A 15594-nucleotide genomic window follows, 5' to 3' on the forward strand; every position below is an offset into this window, starting at 1 on the left:
ACGATCTTCCCCGTCAGCCCCGGCCGATTAGCGGCCGGTGCGCGGCGAGGTGACCAGTCCGACTGAGGAGAGAAGGGGTTTCCGGTGATGCCGAACGAGACGGTGGCGCATCTGGTATCGGACATTGTGGCCCGGTACGGGTCGTTGGATGCGTTCTGCGCTCGTCTGCGGGGCAGCGTCGAGAATCCAACCGAGGAGTTACGCCGGATCACCAGTGAATGCCGGCCGCAGGCGGTCGTGGACCGCCCACGTGCGGGCGAGCCTGCCTAGGTTGCCCCCGATGGCCGTGGACGGCGGCGGCCTCGCGCGGCTGATCAGCTCGGGGGTGATCGTTGCTGCCCAGCCACAGAGACCGTGGTGACGGAGCAGTGCCAACTTGGAGTCCAAGAGACTGGTCGGCGTGTTGAGAAATGTCAAACTATTTGAATCGACCCTAGATCAACACTTTTGGGTGTGACTCGCAGCGGCAGATGGCGGTGCTGTCGCACTCTGGGTGGCGCCAACGAGGCTGATGTGGTCTGTGGCCTGACGCTTCAGAACGTCTTTCTGTGCCGATGACCGTGCTGTGCTTGATGCAGCGCGGCCAGTGTCCGGACCATCTCGATGCTGATTGCAGCGGTGCGGCCCGGACCCAATGCGGCCAGTTGCACGCGCGGAATGGGTTGTGTTGGTGCTCATGTCGAAAATACCCATTCGGGCAGGTCCGCCGGCGATGCGAGGCGTTGGGCACCAACCTGGTTCGGTTAGACGGTCGTTTCGCTCTGGTCGCGCAGCTCCTGGCGGAGGGACTTCCTGTCGAGCTTGCCGACTGCAGTCTTGGGAACCGACGAGCGGAACACGAGGTTGCGGGGTTTCTTGTAGGAAGCGATGCCGTCGCCGACGAAAGCGATCAGTTCGCTGCGGAGCTGTTCGGATTCGTCGTAACCGGATGCGAGCACGACAACGGCGGTCACGGCTTCGACCCAGACCGGGTCGGGTGCTCCGACGACGATCGTTTCGGCGACAGCCGGGTGCGCGAGCAATCGCTCCTCGACCTCGCGGGGGTAGACGTTGTATCCACCGGAGACGATCATGTCGGAGAGCCGGTCTTTGAGGTAGAGGAAGCCGTGCTCGTCGAAGACGCCGACGTCGCGAGTGTGGACCCAACCGCCGTTGGTGAAGGTGGCCTTGTTGAGTTCGGGTGCGTTGAAGTAGCCGGCAACGGCCGACGGCGAGCGCACCACGATCTCGCCGGGTGTTCCTGGCTCGACGTCGTTTCCGTGTTCGTCGAGAAGCCTGATCTCGACATCCAGGGCGGGTTGCCCGCACGAGTGCAGACGTTCGCCCTGGTGATCCTCGTGACGGAGGACCGTCAGGCACAGAGGAGCCTCGGTCTGCCCGTAGTACTGCAGGAACTGCACGTGGGGCAGGGCTGCCATCGCTTGCTTGATCGTGACGAGCGGCATGGGCGATGCACCATAGATCAGGTATCGCAGCGACGAGACGAGTTCGGGGTCGAAACTGGTGCGCTGCAACAGCATTTGGACCATCGTCGGTACCAGGATGGTCGAGGTGACCCCGTGAGTGGCGATCTGTTCGACGAAGGTGTCGGGATCGAATCCGGGAAGAACCAGGGTGGTGGCACCGCGCAACCAGAACGGGAGGACGAACACCCCGCTGGCGTGGATCAGCGATGCCGAATGCGCCATCACGTCGTCGGGCGCAACCGGCAGGAGGTTCAGGAGCACGTTGCGTGTGATACCCGCGTATGTGCGTTGGGTGTGCTGCGCGGCCTTGAGGACTCCCGTGGTGCCGGAGGTGAACAGGGTCAAGATCACGTCGTCCGGCTCGACGGCGACGTCGGGGAGAGTGTCGGGCATGGTGGCCGCGACATCGAAGAGGGTGCGGGTGTCATCGAACGACGCCTCGAGGCCCACACAGTGCAGCTGCGGGAACCGCTCGGCCAGTTGTTGCGCGCGGTCGGCCAGGTCCGGGCCGTAGAACAGGGCGCTACAGTCGGTCTCGGCGATCATCCGGCTGTGCTCTTCGACCGACAGCCGGGAATTGAGCGGGACGCGGTTGATGCCGGCCTTGACGCAGGCGAAGTCGGTCGGGACGGTGTAGATGCTGTTGTTGACCAGCAGCGCGACACGTGAACGGTGCCCGCATCCTTGCTGACGCATGGCATGTGCCAGCCGACTGCTGAGTTCGTCGATCTCGCGGAAGGTCATCCGTCGGTCTCCGCAGATCACTGCTGTCCGCTCGCTGTGCTGCAGGGCGCCCCGCACGATCAGGTCTCGGGTCAATGGGCTCATGGTGACGATCTTTCTGTGTGTCTCGGAATCCCGTGTGTCTCAAACTGTTCCGACGGGCGCGAAGCTGCCGTGACGCCCGGCCCCGGATGCGAATCGTGCAGCACCAGCGACGCCCTCGCGGTCGACGATCGGTGCGCCATCGGTTCCTTCGGCCCTGAGCGCGGCCTCGAGCGTCACATCGAAAGACCGGTAGGCCGAGGCGCGGTCGACCACCATGCATTCCTGCGGGAAGTCCAACAACTGGTTCGCGATCTCTCGCGCCGTATCCAGCGCGCCCCCCGTCTCGACCACCCGATTGACCCCGAAGGACAGCGCCTCGGCGGCCGACACGGGGCGGCCGGTGAGGATCATGTCCAGTGCGCGCCCCTGACCGATGATGCGCGGGAGGCGCACGGTCCCGCCGTCGATGAGCGGTACCCCCCATCGGCGGCAGAAGACTCCGAACGTCGAATCCTGTTCACAGACCCGCAGGTCCGCGAGAAGAGCGAGTTCGAGTCCGCCTGCCACGGCATATCCGCTCACCGCGGCGATCAGGGGCTTGCTCAGCGCCATGCGACTCGGGCCCATGGGCCCGGTACCGCGGCCGTGGGGATCGAGTTCGTGGCGACGCGCGGGGTCTCCCACCGCGGTGAGATCCGCACCGGCGCAGAACGTTCCACCCGCCCCCCACAGGATGGCCACGCGTTGGGTGTCGTCGGCTTCGAACTGCTCGAAGGCCTCACGTAGCTGCGCTGCCATCGGCCCGTCGACGGCATTACGCCGATCGGGGCGATTGAGCACGATCGTCGTGACACCACCGTCTCGCTCGACGAGGACATCTGTCGCGGTCTGCGCAGGTAGGGCGGAGTTGGATGGCACAGCCGGCTTCCTTACGGTCGGTTCGCGGTTGCGCCGAGCGTAGTCGTTTGTAACAAGTCTGAACAGAGTAGGATCAAATTGTGTTTCAAATTGGGAGGCGGCCGACCGCCGCCCGGGTCATCCTCGATCTCCTGACAGCGAGTCCAGAGGTCGAGTTCGGACTCGACATGCTCACCCTCGCCGGCGAGATCATGGGACTGACCGCGGCGAACATGAGAGTGTCCGCCGCCAGGATGTGCACGGAAGGAAAAATCACCCGCACCGCCCGCGGCACGTACACCCTCCGAACCGAAGCGCTACCCGCCTACACCGAGGTCAGCAGCTGGCGAACCCGCATCGAGCGCATGGCGCCGTGGGACGGCACATGGATCGCGGTCGAGCACTCGGCCGTCAAACGCAGCGACCGGGCGGCACTGCGCACACACAACAACGCACTGTCGCTGGCCGGCCTCGCCGACTGGACTCCCGCGGTAGCACTGCGGCCGAACAATCTCGATCACGGCACCGATGGGCTTCGCGCCACCCTGTCCAGACTCGGCGCCGCACCCGAATGCCACGTCTACCGCATCGACGAGCTGGGCACCGAGGACGCGGAAGCCGTTCGCCGCCTGTGGGACACCACATCGCAGACCCGCCGCCTCCAGGAAGCATCGCGAGCACTCGCGGATGCGGCCCGCACCAGCGATGAACAGACAATCGCAGAAAATGCCCGCACATCGCTGCTGCTCGGTAGCGCGGTAATCAGCGTCATCGTGCGCGATCCGCTGCTTCCCGAGGAACTCGCCCCCCTGACACCACTGGTCGAACTGATCCAGCAGATGAAAGAGTTTCAGGATCGCGCACTGACGTTGTGGCTCGAGCTACTCGAAGGCGGGCACAGAACCTGAGCCATGATCAGCGCTCCTCGGGATTTCCGCGGCAGGGGCGAGTCGCGCACCCGACCGAACTCCGGTACCGGGGCCGGATCTGCCCGCATATCCGATCCGGAGGAATGCAGGCCAGTTGGACACGGGCAAGCCTGCAACGGGAAACCGGCCGCCGCGCAAGGCATTCCGCACGTCGGAGTGAGGTGCTGGGGTGCCCTGGACAGACTGCATTCGAATCGCCCAGCAGCTGAAGATTCATGTAACGCGGCACCAGGTGCGGGCCTGTACGCGACCATCGCCCGGGTTCACGGCCGTGTTCCTGATCGGACCGGGCGTGGTGCCCAACGGCAAGCATCGGGAGCTGGATTGGACGTGGTGGCAGCAGGTTCCGGGGAATGTGGACATCGTGGTGCGGGCCGCGCTGATCGCGGGCGTGGTGCAGCGGCTGCGGCTGCGGGCCCGGACGCTCGCGGCACCGAGTCGGGTCGGTCGACCACCTGAATTCCGTCGCCGACCTCGCGATTTTCGTTGCTCGTCAGGCGAATTCAGGCGGCTGCGTCGGCCTTTCGCCGTGCTTCGAGGCCGTCCAGTATCAGGTCGAGGCCGAAGTCGAATTCGCCGGTGTGGTCGTAATCCGGGCGCAGGGCATGGTCGACGATCATCGCCCTGAGGTGCGGCAGCTCGTCCGCGGGTAGGTCCGCGAGGATGCCGCCCGCCACGGCCTGGACCTCGGCCGGTGTCGTCATCGGCAGATTCGCTTCTTGCAGAACGTATCCGCCGATGTAGCTGTCCAGCAGCGAGACCGCGTGCGCGGCCAATTCCAGGGTGAAGCCCGCGTTGCGCAGGACGCCGAGGACGGCGTCGTGGTGGCGCAGCGTGGCCGATCCCGGCGTGGGCCGCGAATCCAGCAGCCCGAGCGCCCACCGATGCCGGGACAGCACGGTCCGCGCGGATTCGGCGCGCGTCCGGAGCGCGGTCCGCCAATCCTCCTCGGCCACGGGCAGTTCGATGGCCGTGAACACCGCGTCCACCACGCCGTCGAGCATCGCGTCCTTGTTCGGGACGTGGTGGTACAGCGACATCGCCTCCACCCCGAGTTCCTGCGCCACCCGCCGCATGGTGATGGCTTCCGCGCCACCACGGTCCGCGACGCGGATGGCGGCGTCGAGCACTCGCTCCCTGCTGAGCGCTGGTCGTGTCACGGTGTCTCCTCGCTGAATCCATTGACAGGCTTACAAGCGTAAGTCACCCTTACGGGTGTAAGTCAGCCTTACATCTGTAAGTCAACCGAGGAGATTCTCATGCCGATGCCGAAATGGTGGGGCCACGTCAACAAGCGAGTCTTCAACCCCCGCGCCCTCGCGGGCGGCACATGGCCGGTCCTCACCCACACCGGCCGCAACTCCGGAACCACCTACCGCACCCCGCTCGACGCCTATCCCGTCGATGGCGGCTACCTGTTCATCCTCGTCTACGGCTCCCGCTCGGACTGGGTCCGCAACATCCTCGCCGCCGGCCACGCCCGCCTCCGAATCGACGGCCGTGACCTGGAACTCGGCACACCGCGTCTGCTCAGCGAGGCCGAAGCCCTCCAAGCCCTACCCGAAAAGGCCCACCCGCCACGGCTACTGCGCATCACCGAGTTCCTCCGGATGGATCTGGCCACGGGAGACCACGAGGAAGGTCCGCGGCGTACGCGTGGAAGGCCACAGGGATAGAGCCGGGCACCGACCCCGCCCAACGATGACCAGTGAACGTGGGAACCCGCCTGCCACCGCCCGTTTCGCCCGACCCACGGTTGAAGAACGCCCAGGCGAATCGACCGCTGTCCGGGCCGCAATCGGCCAGGATGTGAAGTCCGGGGCGTTCACGCCGCGGCCCGTGCGGGAGCGGATGATCCCGAAAGCCAATGACAAGTTGCGGCGTTGGGGAATTCCGACGGTCCGGGACCGCTGGTGCAAGCCGCGCTGAAGCGTGTTGGAGCCGATCTTCGAAGCCGAATTCCGGCCGCGCTCTTATGATTTCGGCCGAGAAGACGGGCGCAGGACGCGATCGCCGAGATTCATTACCTGACCGCGCCGCCACGGAACTATCTGTGTGGGTGCTCGAAGGAGATATCGAGGCGTGTTCCGACCGCATCGACCACGCGGCCTTGATGGACCAGGTGCGTCGACGGATCGGAGCCGAGGCTACCTCGGCCTCGACGTCCTGGCCCGCTCCCTCGGGCTCATCGCCACCGACGAACAGGATGACACCGCACCAGCTGAACTCACCGCCTGACCCAACATTCGGATCACGCGGTGACCACCCCGGTTACACCACTCCCCGGGACTTGACCCGGCAAGAACCACTGACTTGCCACTGCCAGGGCCTTCGCGTCTGTGGCACCGCACGTTACTTTCGCTGGTCCAGCTTCTTTCCGAGCACCTGCGCGGCGATCGTGTTCTTCAGCACCTGCATGGTGCCGCCCGCGATGGAGGAGACGATGACGTCACGGAAGCACCGCTCGGGTGGGAAACCGGTGATGAGCCCGTTGCCGCCGAGGATCTGCATGGCCTTCCAGCACACGTCGCGGCCCATGTCGGCGGCGTGCAACTTGGCGACCGAGACATCCAGCGGCTTGGGGAACTTACCCTTTTCGGCGGTCATCGCCGCCTTGTATGTGAGGTAGCGGACCGATTCGATCTGCGTCCACATCTCTGCGATCAGGTGATAGATGGCCTGGAACTCATTGACGGGCCGCCCGAACTGATGACGCTGGTTCGAGTAGTCCACCGCCTCGTCGAACGCGCCTTCCGCCAGGCCCAGGCACAGCGCGGAAATGTAGAGGCGCTCCATGTTGAACGCCTGCATCAGGGTCGGGAAGGAACCCTCACCCATCAGCAGGTTCTCCTTGGGGATGCGGCAGTCGGTGAAGGTCAGGTCACCATGCTTGGAGCCGCGCGAACCCATGTACTCCGGGCCGTTGTCGAGTGTGAAACCGGGCGTGCCCTTTTCGACGACGACCGCGCCGATGCCCTTCATCCCCGGCGTCTTGTTCCATCGCACGAACGTGATGTACAGGTCGTAATCCGGCGCGCCGGTGATGAATCGCTTGCTGCCGTTGATGACGATCTCGTCGCCGTCGATGACAGCGGTGGTCTCGATGTCGGTGACCGCGGAGCCGTGCGCCGGTTCCGACAGCGCGATGGAGGCGGTCAACTCGCCCGCCGCGATACGGGGCAGGTACTTCGCGTGCGCGGTCTCGTTGTCCGACATCATGATCACCGACGGACCCGTGCAGGTCGTCGCGAACAAGATGTCACCGGCCATCCACGACTTCATCGCGCGGCAAGCCGATTCGACGGCGAGCGCGAATTCGATGGCGGACAGCCCTTTCCCGCCGTACTCGACGGGGATGGTGATGCCCGCCAGTCCCATGTCGACGGTATCGCGCACCATGTCGGCGATGGGGGCGTTGTCATCGCGGTCGATCTGTGTCGCCAGCGGTGCCCACTTCTCGCCGAAGGCGCGTGCGCGGGCCTGGATGTCGGCCTGGGCGGGGGAGAGGTCGAAAGCTGTGGTGTCCATGTCAGATCCGCTCGATGATGGTGACGTTGGCCTGTCCGCCGCCCTCGCACATGGTCTGCAGACCGTATCGGCCTCCGGTGCGCTCGAGCTCGTGCAGCAGGGTCGTCATGAGCCGGGTTCCGGTCGCGCCGATGGGATGGCCGAGGGCGATCGCGCCGCCGTTCACGTTGACCTTGGCGTGGTCGGCTTCGAGGTCCTTCTCCCAGGCGAGGACGACGGAGGCGAAGGCTTCGTTGATCTCGACGAGGTCGATGTCATCGAGACTCATGCCCGCCTTCTCGAGCGCGTATTGCGTGGCGGGGATCGGGGCGTGCAGCATCATGACCGGGTCCGCGCCGCGCACCGAGATGTGGTGAATCCGTGCCCGTGGCGTCAAACCGTGAGCCTTCACCGCGGCGTCGGAGGCGATGAGCATGGCCGATGCTCCGTCGGAGACCTGGCTCGACACCGCGGCCGTGAGGCGTCCGCCGGGCACCAATGTGTCGAGCGCCGCCATCTTCTCCAGGCTGGTGTCGCGCGGACCCTCGTCCTGGGCGATGTCGCCATAGGCCAGGATCTCGCGGTCGAAGCGGCCTTCGGCACGTGCGGCGAGTGCGCGAGCGTGGCTTTCGAGTGCGTAGACCTCCATCTCCTCCCGGGAGATGCCCCATTTCTCGGCGATCATCTCGGCGGATTTGAACTGCGAGATCTCGGTGGTGTAGCGCCCTTCCCAGCCCTTGGAGCCGGTCCACGGGTCCTGCGGACCTCCGCAGGCCTGGGCTCCGGCGGCGAAGGCCGAGAGGATCGGATACTGGGTCATCTTCTGCACGCCGCCGGCGATGACGAGGTCCTGCGCGCCCGACATGACACCCATGGCTGCGAAGTGCACGGCCTGTTGTGATGATCCGCACTGGCGGTCGATGGTCACACCGGGCACGCTCTCCGGCAGTCCCGCCGCGAGCGCGGCGGTACGCGCGATATCGCCTGCCTGTGAACCGATCTGGTCGATGCAGCCGAGTACGACGTCATCGAGGGCCGCGGCATCGAAGTCGCCGCGCTCGACGAGCGCGCGAATGACATGAGCGGCCATGTCAGCGGGGTGGGCGTCCGTGAAGCCGCCCTTGCGGCGTCCGACCGGGGTGCGCACGGCATCGACGATGTATGCCTCGGGCATGGATTCCTCCGAATAGTGTTGCGGAAAGGGGAACTGCGACCGATCCGGCCGCCGAATTGGGTCGGGCTACGGCATCGTGTAGCCGCCGCTGACCGAGATGACCTGCCCGGTGACCTGGCGGGCGGCGGTGTCGGAGGACAGCCACATCACGGAGTTGGCGATGTCCTCGGCCTCGGTGAGCCGCCGCAGCGGGATGTCCTTGCGGAGGAACTCGATCTGCTTCTCGTTGAACACCGCGTCCTCGCCCGCGGCCCACAGGCTGTCCTTCCCGACGGCGTCCGGGCCGTCGGGGATGACCAGTCCCGGGCACACGACATTGGATCGGATGCCGTGGCGGCCGTGCTCGCGGGCGGTGGTGCGGGCCAGTGCGATGAGCGCGGCCTTGGTGGCCCCGTACACGCCCTGCCGAATCTGCCCGAACGCGGCATCGCTGGAGATGAACACGATCGAACCGTGGCCGGCCGCGCGCATCACGGGGATGGCGGCCTGGGTGGTCGCGATCGCGGTGTAGAGGTTGACCTCTACGGTGCGTTGCCATTTGGCCCGATCGGTGTCCTCGGCAATGAAGCCGGGCACGCTCCACCCTGCGTTGTTGACCAGGACGTCGAGTCCGTTCCACCCCCGAACGGCCCGGAGTACCGCGGCTGTCGCGACGTCGTCCTGGGTGAGGTCTCCGGCCGCGACTTCCACTGCCGCGGCGCCGAGTTCGAGTGCCTCGGCCCGCACCTTCTCCGCCTGTTCGGCGTCGATGTCGCTGATGACGATGCGAGCGCCCTCGCGCGCGAAGCCGTGCACGATGCCACGGCCGATATTGGAGCCGCCACCGGTTACGAGAACACGGGCGTTGCGCAGCTGCAGATCCATGCGGTCCAACTCCTTCGTCTATGACCGAACCAAAGTCTAATTTATGTTCAATTAAACATCTAGCGGTGAGGGGTTCCCTCCGGGGCCCAGGCCGCTGATGACCATGGTCTGAGCGGCCCGGACGACGGCGTCGAGTGGGCCGGCTTCGGGAGTCCACCACTCCGCGGCCCAGTTCAGGGCGCCCAGAATGAGCATGCGTGCGGCGCCGAGATCCAGGTGCTCGGCCAGGGCGCCGGCCTCGGCCGCGTCCTTGAACAGCTTCTTCCACACGGTGCCGTACGCGATCTCCTCCGCGACCTGTCGCGTGCGGATCTTCTCCGGTACCTGTGCGGCATTGCGGATGGAAGCGGTTGTGTAGTCGGAGATCTCGAGTTCGTGGCGCAGGTGGGCCTCGACGGCGACCATGATCCGGGCGAGCGGCGAGGTGGACGCCGGCAGCGTATCGAGCGCTTCCGATACGTGCGCGCGCATGTCCGCGATGCCCGACCACATCACCTCTTCGACGACGTCGTCGCGTGAGGCGAAGTAGTAGTAGATGGCGGGCGCCTGTAACTCGGCCAGCTCTGCGACCTCGGACAGTCGTGTGCCCGCGTATCCCTTGCGGCTGAGTATGTAGGCGGCCGCGTCGAGGATGCGCTTGCGTGTCCGGGCGGACTTCGACTCCGCGCCTTCGTCGGTGACCGGCTGTGCCATGTCGGTGCCTCCGATCGTTGCCTCTGCCCCGGTCCTGCCTCGGCTCCGGGGATGTGCAGGATTGACCTATCCTTCATTCAAATCTATATTAAATTCAAAGTCTAGTGAGGAGAGCTGACGTGCGAGTTTTCGCCACCATCGAGGAGTTCGCCGCCGCTGCGGGGACGTCCCTGGGGACCACCGAGTGGCTCGAGATCGATCAGAAGCGGATCGACACCTTCGCGGATGCGACCGGTGATCACCAGTGGATCCACGTCGATCCGGAACGCGCGGCGGACGGCCCGTTCCAGGGCACCATCGCGCACGGGTTGCTGACCCTGTCGCTGCTGCCGGTGCTCAATCACCAGCTCTACACCATCGAAAAGCTGTCCATGGCAGTGAACTACGGGTTCGGCAAGGTGCGGTTCATCTCGCCGGTACCGGTCGACTCGCGGGTTCGCGCGACGACGACGATCGACACCGTTGATCAGGTCCCCGGTGGGATCCAGGCTCAGATGACCACCACCATCGAGGTGGAAGGCTCGGCCAAGCCGGCCTGTGTCGCCGAGTCGATCGCGCGGTTCATCGCATGACCGGCGAATTGCTGAGCGGGAAGACGGCAGTCGTCACCGGCGCGGCCGGAGGCATCGGGCTGGCCGTCGCGCGGCTGTTCCACGAGCACGGAGCTCGCGTTGTTCTGGCGGATCTGAACGCGGACGGCGCCCGAGCCGCGGCCGAAGCAATCGGTACCGGTGCCATCGGCATCGGCTGCGACGTGACCGACGAGGACTCGGTGCAGGGGCTGGTGGATGAAACCGTCCGCTGGGCAGGTGGACTCGATGTGTTCGTCAACAATGCCGGAGTCACCCGGGACGCATCGTTGCGCAAGATGACGGTGGCCGACTTCGACACCGTTATCGCCGTTCACCTGCGCGGGACCTGGCTCGGGCTGAAGGCCGCGTCGGCCGTCATGCGGGACACCGGGCACGGGTCGATCATCAACTTGTCCTCGCTGTCGGGGAAGTCCGGCAATCCGGGGCAGACCAACTACAGCGCCGCGAAGGCCGGCATCGTCGGAATGACCAAGGCGGCGGCGAAGGAGCTGGCGCACAAGAACGTTCGCGTCAATGCGATCCAGCCCGGGCTCGTTCGCACGGCGATGACCGAGGCCATGCCTGCCGAAGTCTTCGCCGAACGCGAAGCGGCCATTCCGATGAAGCGCGCCGGAGAGCCGGGCGAAGTGGCCGGTGCCGCATTGTTTCTCGCGTCCGAGCTGTCCAGCTACATGACCGGGGCGGTGCTCGAGGTCGGGGGAGGGCGGTTGATGTGACCGAATCCGACGTAGTGCTCGTCGAGGTAGCCGACGACGTCGCCACCCTGACCCTGAATCGGCCCGACCGGATGAATGCCATCACCGTCGAATTGGGCGCGCGACTGCATGTCTCGCTCATCGAGGCGGCCGCACGCGCGAAGGCGATCGTCATTCGCGGGAGCGGTGGGAACTTCTGCGCCGGAGGCGATTTCCACGAACTGGAACGCCTACGCGAAGAAGGCCGGGACGCCATGGCCCCGCTGTTCGCCAACTTCCGGGCCGCGTGCGACGCCATTGCCGAGCTGCCGGTACCCGTGATCTGCGCGGTGGAAGGCTACGCCACCGCCGGCGGGTTCGAACTCGCTCAGGCCGCCGATATCGTGCTCGTTCACGAGAACGCGGTGCTCGCCGACATCCATTCACGATATGGACAGGTCCCTGGCGGCGGCAGCACCCAGCGCCTCCCACGACTGGTCGGACGGCAACGCGCTCTGGCTCACATCCTGACCGGTGACCGGCTCACCGCCGACGACGCGGTGTCCTGGGGGCTGGCCTACCGGAAGTATCGCGCCACCGAATTCGATGCCGAGGTGCAGTCGTTCGCGCGGCAACTGGCCGCCAAGGACCCCGCCGCGCTCGCCAAGAGCAAACAGCTCGTCAATCGCGGCTCGGGTATTCCACTGGCCGAGGGGCTGAGCCTCGAGTTCGAGACGGTGCTCGATCATCTTGCCGGGCGGTCGGCGGCCAACGGCATCGGCTCGTTCACCAAAGGGAGTAGCCGATGAGCGATCTCGTTCGTGTCGACGTCGACGATGACGGTGTCGCCCGTTTGCTGTTGAACAGCCCGGAGACCTCGAACGGCCTGGACGTGCCGTTCCTCCAGGCATTGCACGCCGCGATCATGCGCATCCACGGTGACCCTCGAATTCGGGCGGTGCTGTTATCCGGTGCGGGTAAGAACTTCTGCGCGGGCGGCAATGTGAAGGTGTTCGCATCCAAGGGCGAGCAGTTGCCGGACTACCTGCGTGAGGCCACGGCGTGGTTGCAGATTGCCACTGCGGCTCTCACGCAGCTGAATGTGCCTGTCATCGCCGCGGTCCACGGGTTCGCGGCCGGCGGTGGCGGTTTCGGGTTGGTCTGTTCCGCGGATTTCGTGATCGCAGCAGACACGGCGAAGTTCATGTCGGGTGCGGTGCGCGTCGGCATGGCTCCCGACGCGGGAGTGTCGGTGACGCTGACTCAGCTGGTCGGTCTGCGCAAAGCCATGCACATCCTGCTGACCAACCCGATCCTCGACGCCGCCGAAGCACTCGAGATCGGACTGCTGACCAGCGTGGTTCCCGCAGCCGATCTGGAAGCCGAATCACTCGCCTACGCACGCCGATTCATTACGACGGCACCGAAGGCGATCGGCGCGACCAAGCGCCTGCTGTGGGGCGGAGTGGGTGCCACGCTGGCGGACCGACTGCCCGAGGAGGCCAGGACGGTCTCCGAGTTGTCGGGCACCGCGGACTCCAGGGAAGGACTGGCTGCCGTCATCGAACGCCGCGAACCGAAGTTCCGAGGTGAATAGTGATGTCCAGCAATGAATCACCGGTGCTGGCCGAGGATCGCGGCGCGATTCGGATCATTACCCTCAATCGCCCGGAGCGACGCAACGCCATCGATCTGCCGCTGCGCTACGCACTGGCCGAACGACTCGAAGAAGCCATGGCCGACACCAGCGTCCGGGTTATCGTCCTGACCGGCGCCGGCGCGGGATTCTGTGCAGGGGGTGACATCTCGACCATGCGCCGCATGGACGAGGCCGAGGCCCGTCCTCGCGCGGAGGCCGCGCAGCGCGTCGTTCGCGCCATCTGGCAGGGCGGCAAGCCGGTCGTCGCGGCAGTGGAGGGCGCGGCCTTCGGAGCGGGAGTGTCGCTGGCACTCGCTTGCGATCGGGTCGTGGCCGCGACGGACGCGGTGTTCAGTACCGCGTTCACCGGGGTCGGTCTGGCCGGGGACATGGGGATTTTCTCCTCGCTCCCGGCGCGCGTCGGGATGGCCAAAGCGCGAGAACTCATGCTCCTGCCGACCCGGTTGACCGGGACAGAAGCGGCCGAGATCCGCTTGGTCGATGCGGTCGTGGCACCGGGCACAGCGTTGGAATCGGCACTGGCCGACGCCGAGCGCATGGCCCTCGCGCCACCCCTGGCGGTCGCCGCACTGAAGCAGATGTTCGCGCGCTGGCCACGCGATCCGATGACGGTGCTGGACAACGAAGTCGACAATCAGGTCGAGCTGTTCGACTCCGAAGATTTCGCCGAGGGCGTCTCGGCGTTCCATGAGAAGAGAACCCCCGTATTTCGCGGGAAATAGCGGAAGCGCATGCCTATGACAGCCGTGGCTGATCGCAACCTCAGTGAATCCTATTGGGCGGCGGACGACGCTCTCCCGCTCTCGGATCACACTGTCGGCTCCCTCCTTGCTGAACGAGCCCGGAACTATTCCGACACACCGGCTCTGGTCGGCACCCCGCACGGGGCAGCCGACCTCCGCCGCCTCACTTACGGAGAGCTCTACGAAGCCGCGCGTGCCGTCGCGGTCGCGTTGACCGAGCTCACCGAGCACGGCGAGTTCGTGGCCCTGTGGGCGCCGAATGTCGTCGAATGGCCCATCATCGAGTTCGGCGCCGCGCTGGCGGGCCGGGTACTCGTGGCGCTGAATCCAGCCTTCCGGGAAGGCGAATTGGTCTACACGCTCGAGCACTCCCGAGCGGCCGTGCTCATCCACGCGGACGCGCATCGCGGCTACGACATGGCGGCGGTCGCGGCTGCGGCGGTCGACCGCGTTCCCGGGGTGCGGCATCGGATCAGTCTGTCGGAGACCATACGGTGGCAGGCGAGCGCATCGGATACCGACCTGCCCGAGGTCGATCCGGACGATCCGGCGATGCTGCAATACACGTCGGGCACGACGGGCAATCCCAAAGCGGTACTGTTGCGCCACCGATCGCTGGTCAACGTTGCGCGAATGACCATGGCAGCCGCTGATATTCCCGACGGATCCGTCTTCGTGAATCCGCTGCCGATGTTCCATACCGCCGCCTGCGTGATCGCCACCCTCGGGCCGGCGTGGATGGCCGGCACGGTGCTGCTCGTGGAGACCTTCGTCCCCGAACGGGTGCTGCGATGGTCGGCCGACGAGAACGCCGAGGTGTTGTTCTACGTCCCGACGATTCTCGGTGCGCTGCTGGAGACGACGCGCGGAAATTCCCCCGCCGCACCGAAATTCACCACCGTCATCGGCGGAGCGGCCAACGTGCCGCAGGTGATGATCGAAGATGCGGCCCGGGTGTTCGGCGCGGCGGTCCACAACCTGTTCGGCCAGACCGAACTTGCACCGGTCATCACGCTCACGCGCAAACATGATTCGCTCACCGACCAACTGCGTACCGTCGGGCGCCCCATCCCGCAGGTCGAGGTGAAGATCGCAGGTCCCGGTGGACTCGGAATCGCCCCCCTCGGGGTGACCGGAGAGATCTGCGCCCGCGGCTATCAGCAGATGATCGAGTACTACCGAGATCCGACGGCGACGGCGGTCGCGGTGGACGAGCAAGGCTGGGTTCACACCGGTGATCTCGGTTCCATGGACAGCCGCGGCTACGTCACCGTGACCGGACGGCTCAAGGACATGATCATCAGCGGCGGCGAGAACATCGCTCCCGCGGAGGTGGAATCGCGTCTGATCGAACATGATTCGGTTCAGCAGGCAGCCGTTGTGGGTCTACCACACGAGAAGTGGGGTGAGACCGTGGCCGCCGTCTTGGTGGTCCGCGGCGAGCGTCGCTCCGATCTCATCGCGTCGGTGAAAGAGCAACTCGGTACGACGCTTGCCCCGTTCAAGACACCGCGGCGCTGGTTCGTCGCCGACACCCTTCCCGTTACCCCGTCGGGCAAGGTTCAGAAATTCCGGCTGCGCGAGGCGATCCTCGACGGCTCTGTCGATGAGATCGAGTGAAATGCG

Annotated in this window: 15 protein-coding genes; 8 read left to right on the forward strand and 7 right to left on the reverse strand. The window is 65.8% G+C overall.

What is annotated here, in order from left to right:
* Positions 1–743: 743 nt before the first annotated feature.
* Complete coding sequence (locus ACQP1O_RS19585; RefSeq protein WP_433567193.1) at positions 744–2294, reverse strand: AMP-binding protein; 1551 nt, start codon at positions 2292–2294, stop codon at positions 744–746.
* A gap of 39 nt (positions 2295–2333) precedes the next feature.
* Positions 2334–3152 (reverse strand): crotonase/enoyl-CoA hydratase family protein, encoded by an 819-nt coding sequence (locus ACQP1O_RS19590; protein ID WP_433567194.1) that lies wholly within the window; start codon positions 3150–3152, stop codon positions 2334–2336.
* Between the two features lie 80 nt (positions 3153–3232).
* Here ACQP1O_RS19590 and ACQP1O_RS19595 point away from each other — a divergent pair, with 80 nt between their 5' ends.
* A complete protein-coding gene (locus ACQP1O_RS19595; protein ID WP_433567195.1) occupies positions 3233–4039 on the forward strand; it encodes a hypothetical protein in 807 nt (268 codons plus the stop codon).
* Positions 4040–4563: 524 nt separating this feature from the next.
* Here the strand turns inward: ACQP1O_RS19595 and ACQP1O_RS19600 are convergent.
* On the reverse strand, positions 4564–5220 hold the full coding sequence (locus ACQP1O_RS19600) for a TetR/AcrR family transcriptional regulator (protein ID WP_433567196.1): 657 nt from the start codon (positions 5218–5220) through the stop codon (positions 4564–4566).
* Positions 5221–5319: 99 nt separating this feature from the next.
* On the opposite strand from ACQP1O_RS19600, the gene ACQP1O_RS19605 reads away from it, so the two are divergent.
* The gene (locus ACQP1O_RS19605; protein WP_433567197.1) at positions 5320–5736 is read left to right on the forward strand and encodes a nitroreductase family deazaflavin-dependent oxidoreductase; all 417 of its coding nucleotides are present in this window, start codon (positions 5320–5322) and stop codon (positions 5734–5736) included.
* A 676-nt stretch (positions 5737–6412) separates the two neighbouring features.
* On the opposite strand, the gene ACQP1O_RS19610 is transcribed toward ACQP1O_RS19605, so the two are convergent.
* From ACQP1O_RS19610 to ACQP1O_RS19625, 4 genes are all read right to left on the reverse strand, one after another.
* Positions 6413–7588: an acyl-CoA dehydrogenase family protein gene (locus ACQP1O_RS19610; protein ID WP_433567198.1), complete on the reverse strand. Its 1176-nt coding sequence runs from the start codon at positions 7586–7588 to the stop codon at positions 6413–6415.
* A 1-nt stretch (position 7589) separates the two neighbouring features.
* On the reverse strand, positions 7590–8741 hold the full coding sequence (locus ACQP1O_RS19615) for an acetyl-CoA C-acetyltransferase (protein WP_433567199.1): 1152 nt from the start codon (positions 8739–8741) through the stop codon (positions 7590–7592).
* Between the two features lie 66 nt (positions 8742–8807).
* Positions 8808–9605, reverse strand: coding sequence for an SDR family NAD(P)-dependent oxidoreductase (locus tag ACQP1O_RS19620; protein WP_433567200.1), 798 nt, complete (start codon positions 9603–9605; stop codon positions 8808–8810).
* A 51-nt stretch (positions 9606–9656) separates the two neighbouring features.
* Positions 9657–10298, reverse strand: coding sequence for a TetR/AcrR family transcriptional regulator (locus tag ACQP1O_RS19625; protein WP_433567201.1), 642 nt, complete (start codon positions 10296–10298; stop codon positions 9657–9659).
* 119 nt (positions 10299–10417) lie between these two features.
* Between ACQP1O_RS19625 and ACQP1O_RS19630 the strand changes: the two genes are divergently transcribed.
* The 6 genes from ACQP1O_RS19630 to ACQP1O_RS19655 are packed head-to-tail and all read left to right on the forward strand — an operon-like array spanning position 10418 to position 15588.
* Positions 10418–10870: a MaoC family dehydratase gene (locus tag ACQP1O_RS19630; RefSeq protein ID WP_433567202.1), complete on the forward strand. Its 453-nt coding sequence runs from the start codon at positions 10418–10420 to the stop codon at positions 10868–10870.
* Positions 10867–11607 (forward strand): 3-oxoacyl-ACP reductase FabG, encoded by a 741-nt coding sequence (gene fabG, locus ACQP1O_RS19635; protein ID WP_433567203.1) that lies wholly within the window; start codon positions 10867–10869, stop codon positions 11605–11607. The genes ACQP1O_RS19630 and fabG overlap by 4 nt, the downstream gene beginning before the upstream one ends.
* Entirely contained in the window at positions 11604–12374 is a 771-nt protein-coding gene (locus ACQP1O_RS19640; RefSeq protein WP_433567204.1) for an enoyl-CoA hydratase/isomerase family protein, read from the forward strand. The genes fabG and ACQP1O_RS19640 overlap by 4 nt, the downstream gene beginning before the upstream one ends.
* On the forward strand, positions 12371–13162 hold the full coding sequence (locus tag ACQP1O_RS19645; protein WP_433567205.1) for an enoyl-CoA hydratase/isomerase family protein: 792 nt from the start codon (positions 12371–12373) through the stop codon (positions 13160–13162). Before ACQP1O_RS19640 ends, ACQP1O_RS19645 begins: the two co-directional genes overlap by 4 nt.
* A 2-nt stretch (positions 13163–13164) precedes the next feature.
* Complete coding sequence (locus ACQP1O_RS19650; RefSeq protein WP_433567206.1) at positions 13165–13947, forward strand: enoyl-CoA hydratase/isomerase family protein; 783 nt, start codon at positions 13165–13167, stop codon at positions 13945–13947.
* A 15-nt stretch (positions 13948–13962) separates the two neighbouring features.
* Positions 13963–15588, forward strand: a complete 1626-nt coding sequence (locus ACQP1O_RS19655) for a class I adenylate-forming enzyme family protein (protein ID WP_433567207.1) — start codon at positions 13963–13965, stop codon at positions 15586–15588.
* Positions 15589–15594 lie beyond the last annotated feature (6 nt).

The sequence above is a fragment of the Nocardia sp. CA-151230 genome (assembly GCF_050942175.1).
GTDB lineage: Bacteria > Actinomycetota > Actinomycetes > Mycobacteriales > Mycobacteriaceae > Nocardia.